This is a genomic window from Ferruginibacter sp. (assembly GCF_014377975.1).
Lineage (GTDB): Bacteria > Bacteroidota > Bacteroidia > Chitinophagales > Chitinophagaceae > Ferruginibacter.
This window is the reverse complement of sequence record NZ_JACMOO010000343.1, coordinates 1-21,081: the sequence shown is the minus strand read 5'-3', so window position 1 is coordinate 21,081 and position 21,081 is coordinate 1. Positions and strand designations below refer to the sequence as shown.

Genomic DNA, 21,081 nt, shown 5'->3' with positions numbered 1-21,081 from the left:
TGCTACACTATGTTTCTCAGATAAAATAATACAAGTGTAAAAGCACCCTGCAATAAAAGGGTGCCATCCAAAATGCCGTAATGGTAAAAATGAGTTGCCTGCAGTTTCCGGTTATTTATAAATATAAATGTTGTAGCTGCCGAAAGCGCCAGCGGATATATCAGCCATGCAAGAACAGTGTATTTATAATGCTGTATAAACACAACCATAAATAAGAACAATACTATATTGGCAATAATTATGGCGGCGTTTTTACCAATCAGCAGGGGGATAGTTTTTAATCCCTGCCTTGCATCTGCTTCCATATCTCTAATATCAAAAGGGATGGTGATGGCAAACACGAACATAAAACGTTCTGCAAGCATCAACAAAATATTTTCTTTGGAATGTATTCTCCCCGATTGAATAACGGGTAAAAGAATGGTAGAAGCCGACCAGACAAATGAAATTAAAAAGATTTTCAAACAGGGAATTTCCCGCAACCTGAAAATGAGTTTACTATTTTTATACACCGGAACCGAATAAAAAAATGTAAGGAGGGCAATGGGAGCAAGCGTAATTAAAACTTTTATGTCTGCATAAAAAACAGTCCATAAAAAGCCAAGTACGGATGCAGCTACCAGTGTATAAAAAAAGGATAAATTATTTTTTACCCATCTGTGTTTTACAGAATTCAATGCATCTTTATTGGTAAGTACCGTTACAAACCGATGCAGGTTATAATCAAAAAGTGTAGAAAAAAAAATCAGCAGTAAATAGGGATGAAATTGCGGGTGCATCCCAAGTTGTATCTGTGTTTCAAGCGTAAGTGATACTGCTGCCAGCGCAATAAAAATATTGGTATTGATTAAAAAATAAAATAGCTTCAAAGCAGTATTCTTTATTTAAATGCAAGTTACCTTATTTATCAAATATCATTAAACTGCCATTCTATTAAACTTGAAAATAAAAACCAATTATCCCTTGTGATCAAACTCAAATGGTTTTGACTGTTTATAATTTTCATCATAACGCACAAAAAAGTATAAATAAATAACACGGCTCAGGCGCATCAGCCAGGGTTGTATCAATACCAATAATACACCATTGATACCCAGCCAGTAAAATATCCGGTCATCTTCTGTTGATACACCAATCAGCACCAGCCATGCAACAAAAGTGCTAACAGAAAAAGCTACTGCCAGTGCATAACTTACATAGCTGGTACCAAACCAAAATCCATATTCAAGATCATATCGTTGCCCGCATTCAGGGCAATTTTCCGGCATATCCAATATGTAAGTAAGTTTTATTTTTTTAAAAGGATTTTTATGTGTAAACATCGGGCCCCGTCTGCACCTGGGGCAACGCTCTGTAAGGATACTCCATAAATAATTTGGTTTGGGCCTTTTATTTTCCATGTGTAAAGTTAATTAAAAACAGGGGTTGCCGCCTGACCTCCGGATAAAAAACCGGAACCCTGTTCCTGATAAGGGAATTTTAAAATCCCATTTTTTTATGAAGCGTCCTGAAATTTTTAGTTCGAAAAATAAATTACATCAAACAAATCAGTGTTCTAAATCCAATAATTGCAGCCATCTGACATCTTGCTTACTGCAATTGCATTTTTTTTCTTTCTCCAATCTGCTGACGCCACATGGCATAATACAAACCTTTTTCGGTGAGTAAACTTTCATGTGTTCCTGTTTCTACCACATCTCCCTGTTCCAATACATAAATTCTGTCTGCGTGCATGATGGTACTTAAGCGGTGGGCTATTAAAATAGTGATTTGTTCTTTGGCTGAAGAAATATCTTTGATGGTATTCGTGATCTCTTCTTCCGTTAACGAATCGAGGGCAGAAGTGGCTTCATCAAAAATAAGCAAATGTGGTTTTCTCAGCAATGCACGGGCAATAGACAGCCGTTGTTTTTCACCGCCCGACAATTTTAAACCACCTTCGCCTATCATAGTGTCTAAACCCTTTTCGGCACGGGCAACTAAATTGGTACAACTTGCTTTTTGTAACACATCCGTCAAATCTTTTTCAGTTGCTTCCGGATTAACAAACAACAGGTTTTCTTTGATGGTGCCGCTAAACAGATTGGTATCCTGTGTTACAAAGCCAATCTGCTTTCTCAGGTCATCAAAATTTATTTCGGTTTCGTCTAGACCATTGTATTCTATCCTGCCTTCCTGGGGCCGGTACAAGCCTACCAGCAATTTCATTAAGGTAGACTTGCCGCTGCCGCTTGGCCCTACAAAGGCGATGGTTTCCCCAAGCGTTACATCAAAAGTAATTGTATCAATGGCTTTATGGCTGGCTGTACTGTGTTTAAAACTTACACCTTTAAATGCCAGCTCATTTATTGTACCTAGCGATTTAGGATTTACCGCTGTAGGTTCAGGAGCTTTATTCATCAGCGTATGAAAATTATTTAACGAAGCTTCCGCTTCCCTGTAAGAAAGAATAATGTTGCCGATTTCCTGTAATGGACCAAAAATAAAAAAGGAATAAAAAGTAAGGGTGATCACTTCACCTGCGGTTAATTTATCCTGAAAAACCAACCACAGTAAAGTAAACATAATTAGCTGCCGCAGAAAGTTTACAAAAGTGCCCTGTATAAAACTGAGTGTCCGGATGCTTTTTACTTTGCGCAACTCAAGGTCAAGAATCTTATAAGTATTTTTATTTAAACGACCGATTTCCTGGTTGGTTAATCCGAGGCTTTTTATCAATTCAATGTTCCTTAAAGACTCTGTAGTGGTACCTGCCAATACAGTCGTTTCTTTTACAATATTTTTTTGAATCCCTTTTATTTTCTTGCTCAGCAAGCTGGTCAGTAAAGCCAGTACAATCATACCACCCAGGTAAATCGGCATGATAGACCAATGCAATCTTACCGCGTAAATGGATACAAACACAATACCCACCAGCATTCCAAACAAAACGTTTATAAATGAAATGATAAAGCGTTCGGTATCCAGTCTTACTTTTGAAAGAATGGACAATGTTTCGCCACTGCGCTGGTCTTCAAACTCCTGGTAAGGCAGTTTCATGGAATGCTGAAGCCCATCAGTAAAAATTTTAGCGCCAAATTTTTGAACAATTACATTCCCAAAATAATCCTGGAAAGCTTTAGCAATTCTGGATACCATGGCCACACTGATTAAAATACCCAGCATGCCCAGTACACCCCTGATAAATTCTCCATGAGGTCTGGCTCCGGTAGAGTGAAATACTTTTTTTGCATCATAATAACCTGTCTCTTTTGGATGAGCAGCGAACTGATCAATAAGCTTTCCAAAAAAAAATGGGTCAAGCATGGAAAATACCTGGTTGATTGCTGCCAGTAAAAGCGCCAATGCAATCAGCCCTTTATATGGTTTTAAATAAGTAAGTAAAATTTTCATGTATGAAATTAATCAGTAAAATTATATCGAAAATTTTCAATGTGTCAAATATCATACAAGTTCGTAAAAAATGACAAGATTGCAGACTGGGTTTAGCAGCATTTTATTAAAATAATAATATTCAAAATATTTAAGGGTCAACTACCGGCTTTGCTATAAATGCATTTTGTTTTTTAATAACCGATGTCTATCAAAATAATTTCGGTTCTTTGACTACAAAATCATTTCCTCCATGAAGATTTCTGGTTTTACCATTATTAAAAATGCCCTGTTAAATGATTATCCGATTGTAGAAGCAATCACATCTATATTGCCTTTGGTGGATGAAATGATTGTATTGATTGGCGACAGCAAAGATGATACAGAGCAGTTAATTCGAAACATACAAAGTCCTAAAATTAAAATTCATCATTCGGTTTGGGATACAGTAACCTATACCAGCGGAACCGTTCTTGCTGCTGAAACCAACAAAGCATTTAACCTGACAGATCCGGAGAGTGAATGGGCTTTTTACATACAGGGCGATGAGGCGGTGCATGAAAAATATCATGCTATTATTCAACAAGCCTGTGCGCAGTACAAGGATGATAAGAGGGTAGAAGGCTTGTTGTTTAATTACCTGCATTTTTACGGAACCTACGATTATGTTGGCGATAGCCGTAAGTGGTACGATAAAGAAGTTCGTATTATCAGGAATGATAAAAAAATACGCAGTTACCGGGATGCACAGGGTTTTAGGGTAGGTGAGCGTAAATTACAGGTGAAGCAACTGGATGCGTACATCTATCATTATGGCTGGGTAAAAAGCGCTGAAACTATGATGGCTAAAAATACTCATGTAGCCGAAGTTTGGCACAAAGATGAATCGCTGGCGAAATACAAACTCTCTGACCTGAGCCATAATTTCGGGCATTTCGATAGTCTTAAATTATTTAAATTAACGCACCCCGCGGTGTATCAAAAAAGAATCCTCGAAAAAAACTGGCACCTTGAACTGGACATTTCAAAGAAACATTTTTCTTTGAAAAACCGGCTTTTATATTATGTAGAAAAGTGGACAGGGGTAAGACTTTTCAATTTTAAAAGTTATAAAATTATCCGCTAATAATCCTGCCGCTCAAAAATTAATTTGTTTTATTTTCTCTGTTGAAGCAATTCATGCAGAAATTTATATTTAAGAAAGATGTATTTTGAATCGGTACAGGCAGTAATATAACCTGCCTTTCCATCCAAAAATCCAAGGCGTACAATATAGTTTTGTACAAAACTAAAAGTGGGTGAAATAAACCTTTTTAGCAGGGTGGCTTTTCTCCCCTGGTCTGCATATTTTTCAGCACTCAGCCGGGCATATAAAATTGTTTTAGCCCGGTATTCGGCGAGGTCTTTCATGGTATAATGCAGTAACCCGCCCGGTAGTAATTTTTTGTGAATACCGCTGCCAATAATATTTTCATGCACCAGCAATAAATCCCAGGCGGCATTATGTTTGTTATATAAGCGATACACTTTGTCTTTGCCCCATTCGCCAAATCTTAATTTTTTTGTTGCTAAAAAATTGCTTCTTTTAAATCCATATAAAATACTGTTATCTTCCAATGATAAATTTGTAATGGCTGCTGCCAGTTTGGGAGTAACTCTTTCATCAGCATCCAATGCCAGCACCCAATTATTTACGGCAATTGCAGCGGCTTCATTCCTGGTTTGGCCATATCCTTTCCAGTCTGTTTGCAGTAACCTGGCGCCGGCCTTTATTACAAGAGCCTGGGTATTATCCTGGCTTCCGCTTTCTGCAACAATAATATCTTTGCTAACCTGCTTTGCACTCATAATACAATCCACAATATTTTCTGCTTCGTTTTTTGCAATGATGATTACAGAAATGGAATTCATTATTTTTATTTGAATGAATGTAGTACTTTATCAACATATAGAAAAGATGTTTACACTAGTTACAGAATTGTATCTCTTTAATTTTAAAACAGTCATATACACAACTTGTTGGCATAAGACTATTTTTTAAATTAATTTAGCGGTTTATTATGTTGCCAACCATTCAATTATTTAGTGCTTATTACAAACCATTCCCGCTTTTACCAAAAGCAGATTATATTACTCCCGTGCAGGCAGGTGCAGCAATTACACCTATAAAATTAGCTATGCAGGGAGATGATACAGGAGATAATATGTCTGAATTAAATCCTTTTTACAGCGAATTAACTGTTGCTTATTGGGTAATGAAAAATGTTGATAGAACAAAGGCAGATGCCTGGGGACTTTGCCATTACCGGCGCTACTTTATTGAAGATAAGTATAAGCTTTTTGTAAAAAAAAGAAGTCGTTATTATTACCGAACATCTCAAAAAATATTGGATAACATACTAACTCCGAAACTATACACTACTTTGCAGGAGTTGTTATTGTGTCATGATGTAATTGTGCAAAGACCTGTTTGGGCAATGAAAGAAAAAGGTATTGTTTATACTATTAAAGATGCGTACACAGAAGCTCATTTTAAAGAAGATTATGATGCAATGATAGAAGTGGTTGTTGAAAAATTTCCGGACTTTGCCAAGAGTATTGATAACTACGGGCAGTTAACTAAAATGTGTTATAACAATATGATGATTGCCAGGTGGAGTGTGTGGGATGATTATTTACATTTTTTATTCACTGTTTTAAAAGAGGTTCAACATCGCATTAACATGCACAAAGAAGGTTACCAGTCAAGAGTTTTTGGCTTTTTGGCCGAGCGGTTACACAATTTATTTATTTATCATCATCAACTAAAAGCAGCACATCTAACCCTTGGGTTATTTGAAGATAAACTATGAATTTACTTTACATGGCTTTTGGCCCCAACGCTCAAATACATTTACAAACAGCATTCTCTATCTATTCATTTCTTACACAGAAGCAGTTTGTAAGCTCTATCAATATTGTTACCGATAATGAGGACTTTTATAAGCATTTACAGCCACATGTGCACATCATTAAAGTAACAGAAAATGATTTAACCGCATGGAAAGGAACGCATCAGTTTTTCTGGCGGATAAAAATTAAAGCAATTGAAAAAGCCTGCCATTTGTATCCAAATGAACCCATAGTTTATTTGGATTGTGATACTTTTTTATTTGGTGATCTGGCAGATATTAAAAGCAGCATGGAAAAAGGTTTTGCGGTAATGCACGATAATGAAGGAGAACTTTCCCGCAGGAAAAATAAATCACAAAAAAAATTATGGCAGCAGGTGCAGGGAAAATCTTTTGGAGGTATTACCATACAACCTGCACACCGTATGTGGAACTCCGGTGTGGTTGGTTTGCCCAATACAAAAAATGGAAAAGATTGTGAACTGATACTGGCGGTGTGTGACGAAATGTGTGCCCAGGGAATTACAAGATATTTTATTGAGCAATTTTCGCTTTCGCTTGCGTTAGAAAAAATCTATGGTTTAGCAGAAGCTAAATCTGCAATTGTACACTATTGGCCGGCAAAAGATTTATGGGATAAGCAGATAAATAATTTTTTTATACAAGCCTATTTTGCCCAGTGGAATTATGAAAAAATAATTGAACAAATCAAATTATTTGACACTTCAAAAATGCCTTTTTACCAAAAGGTAAAAAATACCAACCTGCGTTTAAAAGTATTACTCGACAAGGTTTTTCCCAATACCAATCTGCAATATTTACCTTCAAAATAAGGTGCAGATTTTTATTTATGCTATGAATGATTTTAGATTTCAATTAATAAACCACTTCTTTCTGAATCCATTTCCATGTTCTGATAATTCCTTCAGCTAAGCCAATTGTGGGCTTAAATCCGATTTCCTTTTGCGCTTTGGAAATGTCTAAAATATTTACAGGAACGTCAAAATTTCTGGAAGGTTTGTACTCCACTTCCACACCAATATTAAGCCCTGTATTAATTGCCGCCACGATATCATTTAACGAGTAACCTTTGCCCCCACCAATATTATAAATGGAGGTATTTTTTATCTGTGCCAGTGCATTTAATACAGCGGCAGCCACGTCTTTAACATACACATAATCCCTTACTACCGACCCATCGCCCCATATTTCAATCTTCTTTTTTTGTACAATATTTTTAAGCCATACACCAATTACACCTTGATTTTTATATAGGTTTTGTCTTTCGCCGTACGCATTTGAAACACGTAAAATTGTATACTTAATATTATGCGTATAATTGTACAGATGAAGTAATTTTTCCATGGTTAATTTACCCAAACCATAGTTGGAAATTGGATTGAGTCCATGTAATTCAGTAAGGGGAATTTGGTCTGGTATTCCGTAAACAGTTCCTCCGGATGAAATAAATATAAATTTATCCACCTTAAAATCTATGCACTTTTCAATTAAATTAATATTGCCGGGAATGTTGCTTGAAAATTCAAACGCTGTTGCCCCTTTGGTTTGCTTAGGAACCGTTGACCATGCTAAATGAATGACTGCATCACAGCCCGGTAATGCCTTTTCCAAAATATCCGTTTCGCCAAAATCACCCTGGTAATAAGTTATTTGATTAGTCAGCATTTCCAGGTAAGCAGGCAGCTGACGTCCATTGGCAATTACCAGCACTTCATGACCATCCTGCAACAAAGCTTCTACTACAAATGATCCAATAAAACCGGTTCCGCCAGTTACTAATACTTTCATTGCTAACAATTATAATTGAAAATTAATACATAGATTTTGGCAGCCTTTAACCGCCCCATCCTTCTCTATCCAGGCTTCTGTATTGTATGGCTTCGGCAAGATGTTCTGCTTTTATATCTTCACTTTCTGAAAGGTCCGCTATGGTTCTGCTTACTTTTAAAATCCTGTCATACGCCCGGGCAGATAAATTTAATTTTTCCATTGCTATCTTTAATAAATTCTGACTGGCGGTATTAATTACACAAATTTCTTTCAACATTTTACTGCTCATTTGTGCATTGGCATATACGCCTTCACTGTCTTTATACCTGGCTTCCTGTATATCTCTTGCTTTAATAACCCGTTTACGAATGGATTCACTTTTTTCAAATTGCTTTGTACTGGACAATTCGCTAAAGGCTACAGGTGTTACTTCTACATGAAGGTCAATCCGGTCGAGTAAAGGACCGGAAATTTTATTTAAATATTTTTGTACAGCTCCCGGCGGGCAGGTACAAGCTTTTTCGGGATGATTAAAATAGCCGCAGGGGCAGGGGTTCATACTGGCGATGAGCATAAAGCTTGCGGGAAATTCAAGCGCTATTTTTGCCCGGCTGATGGTAACTTTTCTTTCCTCCATGGGCTGCCGCATCACTTCCAGCACGGCTCTTTTAAATTCCGGTAATTCATCTAAAAACAATACGCCATTGTGTGCCAAGGAAATTTCTCCAGGCTGCGGATTTGTTCCGCCGCCAACAAGGGCTACATCGCTGATGGTATGATGCGGCGAACGATAAGGACGTTTGGAAATGAGGGTAGCATTCTCCGGCAGTTTGCCCGCCACGCTGTGAATTTTGGTTGTCTCCAGTGCTTCCTGCAAAGAAAGTGGCGGCAGGATAGTTGGTAAACGCTTTGCCAGCATGGTTTTACCGGCCCCAGGCGGACCAATCAATATTGCATTGTGGCCACCAGCCGCTGCAATTTCCAACGCCCGCTTAATATTTTCCTGGCCTTTTACATCACAAAAATCAATATCAAAATCACTTTGTGCATACGCAAATTCTTCTCTTGTATTTACAATAACAGGTTGTAAAGTAGTATCGTCTTTAAAAAAATTGATTACTTCATTCAAATGGCCGACACCATACACCAGCAGGTTGTTTACCATAGCTGCTTCCCGGGCATTTTGTTTGGGTACAATAAGGCCTTTAAAATTTTCTTTTCTTGCCTGTATGGCAATGGGCAATGCGCCCTTAATAGATCTTACAGAACCATCTAAACTCAGCTCGCCCATAATGATATAATCGGTTAATTTTTCCGGATTAATCAGTTGTTCACTTGCACCCAATGTAGCCATGGCAATCGGTAAATCAAAAGCAGTACCGCTTTTGCGGATGTCAGCGGGGGCAAGGTTTACAATCAGTCTTGTGCGGGGCATAAAATAGCCATTGTCTTTAATGGCACTTTCTACACGTAACAAACTTTCTTTAACAGCACCATCCGGAAGACCAACGATAATGGCATCAGATTTACCCTGGTTATTAATATTTACTTCTACCGCAATGGTAATGGCTTCAACACCATAAACAGCACTGCCGTAAGTTTTTACCAGCATGGGAGGGTAATTAATTTAAAAATGGAAATGAAATGAACGATAAGGTAAGGTAAGGAATCCATTTTTAAAAGCTACTTATTTGGTAGTTCAATTGTAACAGTAATTGTAGTAAATATTTTTATGGATACACTGTTTAATAAAAATAAACGAGGCAGTGCATGATTTAAAAATTTTTCGCCAGGCTTAAAAAAGTTTAGTTTATTTTAATATCCTGCTATTTGATCTCCTGCATTTTTACCAGTCTGGTATAAAAGCCGTTTTGTGCAAGCAATATATCATGCGTACCTCTCTCAATAATTTCTCCCTTTTGCAATACAATGATTTCATCCGCATTGCGGATGGTGCTCAGGCGGTGTGCTATCACCAGCGAGGTTCTGTCCTGCATCAGGTTTACAATGGCATCCTGCACCAGTCGTTCGCTTTCTGTATCAAGGGCCGACGTGGCTTCATCTAAAATAAGAATCGGAGGGTTTTGTAAAACAGCCCTGGCAATGGTTACCCGCTGCCGCTCGCCGCCACTCAGCTTCATTCCCCTGTCGCCGATATTGGTGTTATAACCCTCTTCTTTTTGAATGATGAATTTGTGCGCATTGGCAATGGTAGCAGCCTCCTGTACTTCTACAGGGGTTGCTTCCATGTTACCCAATGCAATATTGCTGGCAATAGTATCATTAAATAAAATAGCTTCCTGCGTAACAATGCTCATTTGTTTGCGCAACGAGTGAATGGTGAAATCTTTGATGTTTACCCCATCAATTAAAATTTCTCCTTCAGCTACATCATGAAATCTTGGAATAAGATCGGCTACTGTTGATTTGCCTGCTCCTGACGAGCCAACCAACGCAATTGTTTTTCCTTTCTCTATTACAAAACTGATATTTTTTAAAACGGGCTTTTCATCATAATTAAAGGAAACATTTTTAAATTCAATGCGGTCGTTAAAGCCTGTTAAAGCAATGGCATCGGGCTTTTCTTCTACCTGAAGCGGAGCATTTAAAATGTCTTCAATTCTTTCCACGGCCCCCATGCCTTTTTGTAAATTAGAGATGGTGGTAGATAAATTTTTTGCAGGATTTATGATCATCGCAAACAATAAAATAAATGCCATCAGGTCGCCACCCGTTAAGTGGTTGCCCGGGCTAAAAACAAATCTTCCACCGATATATAAAATGGCGCAAAGCACCGTTACACCCAGCACTTCTGTTAAAGGACTTGCAAGGTCGCGGCGCAGAGTCATTTTATTCAGCATCAAAAACATTTTATCATTTCCTATGTTGAATTTTTGCAACATCATTGTTTCGGCAGTAAAGGCTTTAATTACTTTTATACTGCCCAGGGTTTCTTCAACATGCGACAGGTTTTCTCCGTTGGCAGCTGAATAAGCATTGGATTGTTTTTTTAACCGCTTGCTTATTCTGCCGATTATTAGCCCGGTAACCGGTAAAAAAATAAGCAGAAACAATGATAACTGCGGGCTTAAAATTATCATGGAAATTAAAAAAGATAAAATGATGAGCGGGTCTTTTATCAATCCTTCCAAAGCAGTAAATATTGAATTCTGTACTTCTCCAATATCACCAATCATACGGCTCATCAGATCGCCTTTTTTTTGCTCTGTAAAAAAGCTAACAGGTAATTGCAAAATTTTGGAGTAAAGCCGTAATCGAAAATCAGACAAAATTTTACTACGCATGGGGGTAGCAATATAGATAGACAGATAAACAAATAAATTTTTAAGTAAGATGGAAATAACCATCAAACTGCAGATGATTGCAAGTGCATATAATGGGCTGTGATTTTTTACCAGCAACTCAAAGAAATTATTAAACCTGCCGAGCGACTTTGTTTGCACAGACGGCATGGTGCTGTCTGTTTTGAAAATGATATTCATGAAAGGCGCCAGGGCATTGATAGACAACAACGAAAATAACGTGGATAAAATGGTGTAAAAAAGATACAATGCCAGTTTATTTTTGGGAATGTGTATGTACTTAAATATCCTGAAAAAATTCATTCTGCAATGCTGTTAGATGAAAAAAAAGTAATGGCAAATGTACATTGAATAAAGAATAAGGGGAATAAATTTACCCATGGCGAAAAATTGAGTGAGCCTGCATTGCCTGCACAGCAAACCTGTATTTACTTAATAAAATAAGGATGTCTTCGAATTGTTTACTGTTTTTTCTTCCGCTGCAGTGGAGACACAGAGGGGGACTTTTCTATAATTTCTCGAGCATTTCCACCACCCCTTCATTTTTTAAAATAAGGTAACCCAGCCGGTCGTTGCTGATGCCTTCTTTTAACTGGTAACTAAAAAGTAACTGGTCGTTTTTTACTTCGGTTTCAAAATAATTAAAATTTATATTGGGATATTTTTTTAATCCTTCGCCAATTTCATACAGGTGCGTACTTAAAATAAAAAGCGAGTTTTTAATTTTTAAGAGGCCCTCAATTACAGTCGACGAACATTTCATAGCATCTTCTACATTGGTGCCTTTAAACAATTCATCAATCAGTATCAGCCATTTTCTGCCATCCGCAATTTTTGTAATGGTTGATTTTATACGCTGCACTTCATTGTAAAAGTAGCTCTCACCTTTGCTTAAATTATCGGCAACATTTATGTTGCTTAATAAGCCGTCGAACAAACTCAGTTGCATATGCTGCGCAGGTACCCCCATGCCAATATGAGCTAAAAAAACGGCTGTACCTACCGATTTAATGAAAGTACTTTTGCCAGCCATATTGGCTCCGGTTAAAAAGAGAAAATTACAGGCAGGGTGTAATTGTAAATCATACGTAACTGGATTATTTAATAAAATATGGTACAAGCCTTTTACTTCCAGCATGGGCTGGTTGCCAGTTAAAAATTCAGGAAAACTAAGACCGTATTGCTTTACAGCCATTGCCATTCCATACCATGCATCCAACTGACTGTACATGTCTATTAATTCCAGCATGTTATTTTTATACTGATACTTTAAAAAATTTGCCAGTTGTAATTGTTGCGGTACGGTAAGATCATTTATTTTATTATTTTTTTCAATAATCACAAATTGATCTTTTCCGATGTTTTGCTGAATTTTTTGTAATAATTTTTTTAACGGAAGCGGGGAATCGTCTGAATAAAAATGCTGCAACATTAACTGCAGGCCTTTTATAAAATCGAAGCCATGGCCTGCTGTATATTTTACCAAAGAAAAATCAGGACCATGAAAAACCTTGTATGTAAAGGCACTGACCGCAGTTGGATTGGAGGGGATTTCATCAACCGCTGACTGGTAGAATTTCTCTATCACCATCACAGAGCCATTGCTAATTTGTGCCGGCCAGTATTGTTGTTTTTGCAAAATAAGCTGCAGGGTTTTTTGTACACCTGTAATGGCATCAATACTATTCAATGGCTTATTGAAATTATCAAATAATTTTATTCTGCCGCCTGCAGTAAGGCAAAAATCAAGTTTGCTGAAAACTGAAAAAGCTTCATTTGTATCCAGTACCGACAGGTCGGCAAGTGTGGTTTTATCTATTTCCATAAGCACTTCATCCTCCCGGGAGATTTTAGAGCAAGCCTTCCACCAAAAATGGGATTGCCTGAAGACCTTTTATTATTTGGATTGTTACTCATATTATACTGATTGATACATTTTTTATTTAACCGTTTAAACCCCCCTGGTCTCACCGGCGGAGGATGTGTTACTTTAATCTCTCCTTGGGTGTTGGTGGGGATTGAACTTCAACCTTTGCCCCTTTACAGATTCATCCCATACACCATTTCCATACACCATTTTACCATTTACAAAAGTATGGGTTATGGTTGCGGGAAAAATAAAACCTTCCAGCGGGCTCCAGCCACATTTGTACAATATATTTTCTTTGGTTACTGTGGAAGGCTGCTTAAGATCAACCATCACCAGGTCGGCAAAATATCCTTCCCGGATATAACCCCGGTTCTGTATGCCAAAACAATCTGCAACCGCATGACTCATTTTCTCAACAATTTTTTCTATCGAAATATTGCCTTGCTGGTAATAATGCAACATCAGTAATAAAGGGTGTTGTACCAGCGGAAGGCCTGCATGGGCATGTTCATAATCTCCATCTTTTTCACTTAGTAAATGCGGGGCGTGGTCTGTGGCAATAAGGTCCAAACGATCATCCAGCAAGGCTTTCCATAGGGCTTCTTTATTGTGTGGTGCTTTTATAGCGGGGTTGCATTTTATTTTATAACCTAGTTGCGCATAGTCATCTGCTGTAAAGTGTAAATGGTGTACACAAACTTCTGCCGTGATTCTTTTTTGTTTTAACGGAAACATGTTGCCAAATAATTGTAGTTCCTTTTCGGTACTGATATGTAAAATATGCAGACGGCTATTGTATTTTTTAGCCAGTTGTATGGCAGACAGAGAGGATTCATAACAGGCATTTTCATCCCTTATTAAAGGATGATCTGCGGGGGTTAAAATACCTTTTTCTTTTTTTATGCGCTGGTAATTTTCTTTGATAATTTTTTCATCTTCACAATGCGTTGCAATCAGCAGTTCAGTTTCCCGGAAAATTTTTTCCAGCGTTCCATAATTATCAACCAGCATGTTGCCGGTACTGGCGCCCATAAAAATCTTTATACCACAAATGTTTTCTTTTAATTTATTTACTTTTAAAACTTCGTCGGCATTGGTATTGCTAACGCCCATAAAAAATGAATAATTTGCCAGCGAGTGTTGGGCAGCGATGCTGTATTTATCTTCCAGTAATTCAACGGTTAAAGCATTGGGAACCGTATTGGGCATTTCCATAAAACTCGTAACACCACCTGCCACAGCCGCTTTGCTCTCTGTATAAATAGTGGCTTTGTGTGTAAGCCCTGGTTCCCTGAAGTGCACCTGGTCATCAATAACACCGGGCAGTAAAAATTTACCTTCACCATTTATTTCGGTTACATCGCTTTTATAATTTAACTGGTGACCGATTTTTTCAATTCTTTCACCATCGGTTAACAAATCAAGCACTTCAATTTTTCCTTCGTTGACAATCTGTATGTTTTTAAAAAGGTATTTTTCCATATCTACAAAATAAATGTTTAATTAATCAAGCAAAATTCTATGCAAATTATTAAAAGCATATTCAAATGGATAGTTTTTATTTTTGCGTTTGCTACAAGGGCGGTATCAACCTGGTGAGGATGGCAGACAAGGACTGTTAATTTATTGCATAGCTATAAATTAAACAGTAGGCGAACACGGGTATTCATTCCTAAAACATCAAAGCAGGTAGTGATAAATATTTAGTACAGCAGGCCAGGTATTTTATAGTATTAAAAAAGCAATCCACCTGTTTGTTTACAACTATGCTCATTACAAACATCCGCTGGCTGCCAGCTTTCAGGAATTTATTGGTATTGCAATTTACCAGCTGTATTTATAGTTGGAGGTTTTTACAGGGATTATTTATATTTCAAAGATTCATATAGAAAGCTATAATGCGATAAACAATATGATTTTTATATAGATGATTTAAAATAAAGTGCAACTATTATTTTACTCTACTGTTAAAGAAAATGAAATCATCCGGCTGTTGATTTTATCAATATTGCTTGAAAATTTAAGTGCAGGATTTCTGCTGTGCAGGTTGGCCAATCCCCAGCTTACTTTAAGTTCGGGAGTTAATACAAAGTAAGGAAAGTAAATGTGAAAGCCAATGCCACCCTCAATTCCATAATCAAATTTGTTTAATTTAATTATTTCCTCCCCATTGTTTTTACCGGCATTGGCCGCAAGATCATAATCAAATTTAACCCCCGCCATTGTATACACTTTCATGTTGTCGATGCGGTCGCTGCTAAACTTAATCTGAATGGGCAAACTAAGCGTGATAGACTGCACTTTTTTGATGGTTAATTTACTTTCGCCACCAGGAACATCCGGATACTTCAGTGTGTATTCAAATGCTTTTTCACTAAAGGTTAAATTGAGCGGATAAGTGCGTAAATCAAAATGATTGGTCAGCGATAAGTTAACCAACCAGGCCAGGTTAAGACCGGTGCTGTTTATGCTTTCAATGGCCATAACACTATCCTGTTGTAAAAAAACCGGGTGGTGTGTAAAACTAAAATGCGATTTATTAAAGCCAAGATTAATACCAAAATGATAGGGTTTATTATCATGTTCGGGCTGGTTCAATTCGCTGCGTAACTGAGATAGCCCGATAAACGGGAGTAATAAAAAAACGATGGTGATGGAGGTTATTTTTCTCCGCAATAGATGCTGCATATTCCTAAGCTCAATGGTTTACAATAAGTGTTTGTGTATCCCAGGTTATCCAGGATTAAAGTAAAGTTTTTGCCTTCGGGAAATTTTTTAATTGATTCGTCTAAATATTTATATGCATTGCGGTTTTTCGAAAATATCTTTCCCACATTGGGTGCCACCAATTTCATGTACACATTATATAGCTGAGTAACACCGGCAGTTTTAGGTTGGCTAAATTCAAGTACCACTAATTTTCCGCCGGGTTTTAAAACTCTTTTTATTTCTGCCAGACCCTTTTCCAGGTGTTCAAAATTTCGAACACCAAATGCCACGGTTACTGCATCAAACGAGTTGTCGGCAAATTTTATTGTTTCGCTGTCTCCATTTAAAAGTTCGATGGTTTTTTCAAGACCCTTTTTTTTAATTTTCGCCCGGCCAATTTCCAGCATACCATCGCTGATATCAATGCCCGTAATTTTTTCAGCATCTAACAGTGTGGTAGCCATGATAGCCACGTCTGCTGTACCGGTGGCCACATCCAGGATATTTTTAGGTTTCAATTTTTTCAACTCACGTATGGCTTTTTTACGCCACCAGACATCAACACCGGCACTTAAAAAGCGATTTAAAAAATCATATCGGTAAGCAATACTATTAAACATATCTGCCACCTGGTCTTTTTTTGAAAGATCAGAACCTTTTGACGGAACAACGGTGTCGTGTGCAAATTGTGTCATTGTGGTGCAAAGATATAGGATTAGGTTTTTTACGACAGTTGTTGTTGAAGATAGTAAGTTTTGTTTAACATTTCAGGCAGAAGGTTTGCAGCTTAAAGTTGAAGGCAAAGCATAAATATATGATCGCTTTAAAAATCTTCTGCTTTCTGCCACCTGCTTTCATCCTGCTGCTTTCAGCCTTTGGCCTATCTTTGCGGCATGCTAATAAAATCTGCAAAATATATCATCAGCAGTCCCGATTTTGAAAAGTGCCCTGCACCAGATAAAAAAGAATATGCGTTTATTGGCCGAAGCAATGTGGGTAAATCTTCGCTCATCAATATGCTTTGCAACAATGATAAACTGGCTAAAACCTCCGGCACCCCTGGTAAAACACAGCTCATTAATCATTTTGAAATTGTTTCAGCTTCTGCCATCAACCCTAAAAAAGAAGGGGAAAATGTAAAGTGGTTTCTGGTAGATTTGCCGGGTTACGGCTTTGCCAAAGTAAGCATTCGCAGCCGAAGAAGATGGGAACAGATGATAGAAAATTATCTGCGTAAAAGAACGAATCTGGAAATGGTTTTTGTTTTGATTGACGCCCGGCACACTCCGCAAAAACTGGATCTTGATTTTTTAAACCAACTGGATGCATGGCAGCTTCCTTTTACATTGGTATTTACCAAGGCCGATAAAGAAACACAGGCCGTGGTAGCAAAAAACGTAAAATTATTTTTAGAAAGATTAAGAAAAACCTGGCAGTTTTTACCACAGCATTTTGTAAGCAGTGCCAATAAAAAATTAGGAAAAGATAAAATACTGCACCTGATAGATGAAAAAAATGAAACAAAGAAAGAAGCATAACCCAGGCATATGTGCGTGGCTGTTATTGTTTTAACCGCTATGCCTTTCTGCCTGCCGGCAGGTCAGTAATAATTAGCGTAATCAATTTATTTTAAAAATATCTTAGAGTCAGCTTTATAGTTTGTATAATTTACTATACAACCATTACTATAAAAACAGCCTGTTAATTCACTACTTTGTTTGCACAACTGCTGCTGGCAAAGGCTTCCGGCTTGGCTTTAAAAGCAAAGCCCATACCCAGAATGTAGCCCATGGCTTCCCGCAATGCTTCGTTACTTTTAAACTGCGGGTTGGTATTGATGTCGGCATGTACTTCCATATCTACATCATACAAAGTAAAAAGGTCGCATAATTCGTATGCAATTTCAATACTTTTGGCAACCTCTACCAGCATGCGTTCTTTAATGCTGTACTTTACCAAAGTTTTTTCGTTGTGAATAAACATAAAGCCACCACGGCCCTGGCGTAAAAAAACAATTACTGTCGCAAATTCGGTTTCTTTACCTTTTACCTGGCTGTCGGTACCAATGCAAACCTTAAGATGGTTGCCTGCTATTGTTTCTCTTTTGATTGTGTCTTCTACCGCTTGTTTGATGGGTAGTTGAATGGGATCACCATTAAATTTTCTCCATAACATATAAAAAGGGGGTTTTCTAAAGTTACCAAAAAAATGAATATCATTTACCGCAATGCCCGGCGGAAGTAATAAATTAATATTTATTTAAGGAACCAGATTAACAAAAGCACTCCCCAAATTGCAATTACAGGAATATAAATTGTATGTATCAAAATAGCGGTAACCCTTTAGTACACTGAATTACAGCTCATCCTTATGAAAGGTACTACCCAATGGGAACGCAAAAGCTATAGTTAGTATTTATTTGCGGGGTAGTTGATGGGGTGTTACCGCTGGTTGGAAAACGGGTAGGTAGAAAATTAAAAAAGGGCCAGCCCCTTACGCTGACCCTTTAACTTACACATGACGCTACCTTACTGTTTTATAATTCTTTCCGTTTGTTTTTGGTTGTTGTTTATCAGTTGTAAAATATACATCCCGGATGGCTGGCGATCCATATTCACCTGGTTAAAACCCTGTTTACCCTCACCTTTAGCAATGATGTTACCGTTGACATCATTCAACTGGTAATGATAGCCGGCTGTTGCGGTAACAGTAAGCTGGTTGCGTACAAAAGTTGATACGGTAAATAACGAAGCAGTTTTATCAACATCTTTTAATACAATGGTATTGGAGTAAACTGTTTGATTTAAAACAGAAGTTACTTTAAGGCGGTAATACACATCGTTGTGCTGATAGGGCGTATAACCATAACTGTTAGCAGCACCATTTAAGTGGGTAACAGTACTGAAATTATTGCCGGTTAAAGAAGATTCTACCGTGATGGATTGAATAGCTTCATCAGAAATTATATTCCAGTTAAGCATGTGTTTATTTTTTTCTGATTTGCCTGAAAGGCTTACCTGGTGAATAGGCAGAGTACCCTGCAAACCTGTAATGGTATAGGAGCCAAGGCTGCCATAATCACTGGTATTGGTATTGCCAGCGCCCTGTATTACCATGTAATAGTCGCCAGCGTTTAAAATAGTATCTATTGAAACATTCATTTTGTCTGTAGGATCATAATTATTTATCAGCACTTTTGCAGCATTGTATAGTTTTACTTTTACATCAAGGTCGGCCCCTGAGTTATTGGCGCCTATACTGTATGGGTTTACATCAATACGAAAATTTGAATTGACTGCAATCGTAAATTTAAAAGCATCCAGATCGGTAGAAGTGCTAATGATACCATTTACCGGAACGGGTGAAAGATTGATGGCCGTTGGATTGCTGCTGATGTCATCGCTATAATCATCCTGCCTGTAAGTAAAACCGTTTTGCGATGTAATGATGGAAAGATTATCCTGTACAGCGGTGCAGCCGTAAGGCGTTGGCCCGTTGTTCCAGCCACTCATATTGCGGTAATAACTGTTGCCCATAATAGGCGCCCAGGCAACCTGGCCCGACCCCGTTCCTACGTTATAGGTTGCGGTTAAATTGCAGGATCCATCATAAGTTGACTGATGAGACAAACCAACGGTATGACCGCTTTCGTGCGAGCAACATTCGCCTACATATTTTGTACTGTTAGGGCCAAGCCTGTCACAAAAAACAAAGCAGGGCGTATCATCTCCCCAGGTAAAAGATCCAACGTAGGAAACACCCCCAACACCGGGAAACCACGCACTGGTAGAAGTTATTATAACCATAATTCTGGTATTGAGGGGAGCTGCTAAAAATACGGTAGAATCGGTCGTGATATTGATATTAAAAGGCCGGTAATCTTCAGAAACCCTGTTGAATATTTCTGTTATCTGGGCATCTGTCATCCCTGCAGGTGCGCAGGTAAATGGTGTACCGCCCTGCCAAAGGGAATTGTTTACGTTTTCGCCGTTGAAGTTTAAAAAAATGGTTGCAGTTGCAGCGGGTAAACTACTTAATTGGGGCAAGCTATAAACATTGAAAGAAACCAGCAATGCCAGCAAAAGCATACAGGGGGTAGAAGGTTTTTTCATTTCGTGGTTTTTCTTTCCGCGGGTAAAGCGGAGTGGTGTAAGGATAAGGATTTATTCGGATAATAAGGGTGTTATTTATTGATTACAGGTAGGTAAAACTTTGTCCATGATTATTTTAATAAACTGGTAATTTTCCGGACTGATTTTTTTTAATTCATATCCATCTGCGTATGCAGGGTCAAACAAATGCCCCACATAAACAATGTTGTTTTGTTGATCGGCTCTTTTAGAAAGCGTGAATAAAATATTATTAAAAAGAGGCAGTTTAACTACCACCGTTTGCAGGTTGCTGTATTTTGAAATGTTGCTTTTTATATTTCCACTTAGGATAAGGGTATTGCTAAAAGACACATTGATATTTTCGCCTGGGTGCCCATTAAAAAAATTATTTAATTGAGTGGCAGTGCAGTTGATAACGTCTGGAAACTTACTGAATAAGGCGGGCTTAACGGGTAATGTTCTGCTTTCTGTGGCTTGTTGTGCAAAGCTGGATACTGCTTTAAGGATAAGCAGCACCATAAGGGTAATTGTTGCAAGGTGTTTCATGGTATCGGTATTTGGATAAACTATAGCATGGGCAATAGTTTTACTTGTACCATGGATAAACGCTAATCTGTAAATATTATTTTGTACAGCGGATTTTTCCTGTTGGGAAGGTGATTTTTAAGATACATTATTGGGTACAGCAATTTTATTAGTATTGCCCTGTACTTAGTAAAACCAAGGTACAGGCCTCCTGGGTTGCAATGTTATTTTTGTGCGCCAGTGCCTGCAGCTCTTCATTTTCTGTACCGGGGTTAAAAATAATTCTGTTGGGATGCAGCGATAATATGTAGTCGTAATAAGCCGGTTGCAGGGATGGGTTGATATATAGCGTTACGGTATCAATATCGTTCAGCAATTTTTTTTCCGTTTCAATTACTGTGGTGCCAATGGCCCCGTTTTTTATACCGAGCGCTACTACAGGATGCTGATGTGCTGATAATTTTTGTACGGCCAGATAACTGTACCGT

Annotated in this window: 19 protein-coding genes; 4 read left to right on the top strand and 15 right to left on the bottom strand. The window is 37.9% G+C overall.

The annotated features are described in order from the left end of the window. Window positions 1-2: 2 nt before the first annotated feature. The 3 genes from H7254_RS16870 to H7254_RS16860 form a co-directional block, all read right to left on the bottom strand. Window positions 3-869, bottom strand: a complete 867-nt coding sequence (locus tag H7254_RS16870) for a UbiA family prenyltransferase (RefSeq protein ID WP_301934081.1) — start codon at window positions 867-869, stop codon at window positions 3-5. 87 nt (window positions 870-956) lie between these two features. Next, window positions 957-1,400: a DUF983 domain-containing protein gene (locus H7254_RS16865; RefSeq protein WP_301920983.1), complete on the bottom strand. Its 444-nt coding sequence runs from the start codon at window positions 1,398-1,400 to the stop codon at window positions 957-959. 190 nt (window positions 1,401-1,590) lie between these two features. Further along, window positions 1,591-3,393 carry an ABC transporter ATP-binding protein gene (locus H7254_RS16860; RefSeq protein WP_301934080.1) on the bottom strand — a complete coding sequence of 601 codons (1,803 nt, stop codon included), beginning with the start codon at window positions 3,391-3,393 and terminating at the stop codon, window positions 1,591-1,593. Window positions 3,394-3,625: 232 nt separating this feature from the next. Here H7254_RS16860 and H7254_RS16855 point away from each other — a divergent pair, with 232 nt between their 5' ends. Next, a complete protein-coding gene (locus H7254_RS16855; protein WP_301934079.1) occupies window positions 3,626-4,498 on the top strand; it encodes a glycosyltransferase family 2 protein in 873 nt (290 codons plus the stop codon). Between the two features lie 29 nt (window positions 4,499-4,527). Here the strand turns inward: H7254_RS16855 and H7254_RS16850 are convergent, their stop codons facing one another. Further along, window positions 4,528-5,283: a glycosyltransferase family 2 protein gene (locus H7254_RS16850; protein WP_301934078.1), complete on the bottom strand. Its 756-nt coding sequence runs from the start codon at window positions 5,281-5,283 to the stop codon at window positions 4,528-4,530. Between the two features lie 149 nt (window positions 5,284-5,432). On the opposite strand from H7254_RS16850, the gene H7254_RS16845 reads away from it, so the two are divergent. Next, window positions 5,433-6,224: a DUF4422 domain-containing protein gene (locus H7254_RS16845; protein WP_301934077.1), complete on the top strand. Its 792-nt coding sequence runs from the start codon at window positions 5,433-5,435 to the stop codon at window positions 6,222-6,224. Continuing rightward, window positions 6,221-7,096, top strand: a complete 876-nt coding sequence (locus tag H7254_RS16840) for a hypothetical protein (protein ID WP_301934076.1) — start codon at window positions 6,221-6,223, stop codon at window positions 7,094-7,096. The genes H7254_RS16845 and H7254_RS16840 overlap by 4 nt, the downstream gene beginning before the upstream one ends. A gap of 43 nt (window positions 7,097-7,139) precedes the next feature. On the opposite strand, the gene H7254_RS16835 is transcribed toward H7254_RS16840, so the two are convergent. The 7 genes from H7254_RS16835 to ubiE all read right to left on the bottom strand — a co-directional run bounded on the left by H7254_RS16835 (window position 7,140) and on the right by ubiE (window position 16,651). Beyond that, entirely contained in the window at window positions 7,140-8,072 is a 933-nt protein-coding gene (locus tag H7254_RS16835; RefSeq protein WP_301934075.1) for an NAD-dependent epimerase/dehydratase family protein, read from the bottom strand. A gap of 46 nt (window positions 8,073-8,118) precedes the next feature. Continuing rightward, window positions 8,119-9,666, bottom strand: a complete 1,548-nt coding sequence (locus H7254_RS16830) for a YifB family Mg chelatase-like AAA ATPase (protein WP_301920976.1) — start codon at window positions 9,664-9,666, stop codon at window positions 8,119-8,121. 214 nt (window positions 9,667-9,880) lie between these two features. After that, on the bottom strand, window positions 9,881-11,680 hold the full coding sequence (locus tag H7254_RS16825) for an ABC transporter ATP-binding protein (RefSeq protein WP_301920975.1): 1,800 nt from the start codon (window positions 11,678-11,680) through the stop codon (window positions 9,881-9,883). A gap of 205 nt (window positions 11,681-11,885) precedes the next feature. After that, window positions 11,886-13,202 (bottom strand): DNA mismatch repair protein MutS, encoded by a 1,317-nt coding sequence (locus tag H7254_RS16820; RefSeq protein ID WP_301934074.1) that lies wholly within the window; start codon window positions 13,200-13,202, stop codon window positions 11,886-11,888. A 165-nt stretch (window positions 13,203-13,367) separates the two neighbouring features. Beyond that, window positions 13,368-14,729, bottom strand: a complete 1,362-nt coding sequence (locus H7254_RS16815) for a dihydroorotase (RefSeq protein WP_301934073.1) — start codon at window positions 14,727-14,729, stop codon at window positions 13,368-13,370. Between the two features lie 474 nt (window positions 14,730-15,203). Then, the gene (locus tag H7254_RS16810; RefSeq protein WP_301920972.1) at window positions 15,204-15,935 is read right to left on the bottom strand and encodes a porin family protein; all 732 of its coding nucleotides are present in this window, start codon (window positions 15,933-15,935) and stop codon (window positions 15,204-15,206) included. Further along, window positions 15,908-16,651, bottom strand: coding sequence for a bifunctional demethylmenaquinone methyltransferase/2-methoxy-6-polyprenyl-1,4-benzoquinol methylase UbiE (gene ubiE, locus H7254_RS16805; protein ID WP_301934072.1), 744 nt, complete (start codon window positions 16,649-16,651; stop codon window positions 15,908-15,910). The genes H7254_RS16810 and ubiE overlap by 28 nt, the downstream gene beginning before the upstream one ends. A gap of 198 nt (window positions 16,652-16,849) precedes the next feature. On the opposite strand from ubiE, the gene yihA reads away from it, so the two are divergent. Next, window positions 16,850-17,494 (top strand): ribosome biogenesis GTP-binding protein YihA/YsxC, encoded by a 645-nt coding sequence (yihA, locus tag H7254_RS16800; protein WP_301934071.1) that lies wholly within the window; start codon window positions 16,850-16,852, stop codon window positions 17,492-17,494. Window positions 17,495-17,657: 163 nt separating this feature from the next. Here yihA and H7254_RS16795 read toward each other — a convergent pair whose 3' ends face one another. From H7254_RS16795 to H7254_RS16780, 4 genes are all read right to left on the bottom strand, one after another. Continuing rightward, window positions 17,658-18,131 carry a ribonuclease H-like YkuK family protein gene (locus H7254_RS16795; protein WP_301920969.1) on the bottom strand — a complete coding sequence of 158 codons (474 nt, stop codon included), beginning with the start codon at window positions 18,129-18,131 and terminating at the stop codon, window positions 17,658-17,660. A 353-nt stretch (window positions 18,132-18,484) separates the two neighbouring features. Continuing rightward, window positions 18,485-20,068, bottom strand: coding sequence for a T9SS type A sorting domain-containing protein (locus tag H7254_RS16790; RefSeq protein ID WP_301934070.1), 1,584 nt, complete (start codon window positions 20,066-20,068; stop codon window positions 18,485-18,487). A 75-nt stretch (window positions 20,069-20,143) separates the two neighbouring features. Beyond that, on the bottom strand, window positions 20,144-20,614 hold the full coding sequence (locus H7254_RS16785) for a hypothetical protein (protein ID WP_301920967.1): 471 nt from the start codon (window positions 20,612-20,614) through the stop codon (window positions 20,144-20,146). Between the two features lie 148 nt (window positions 20,615-20,762). Further along, on the bottom strand, window positions 20,763-21,081 hold a 319-nt coding region (locus H7254_RS16780; protein ID WP_301934069.1), incomplete at its 5' end, for a CoA-binding protein.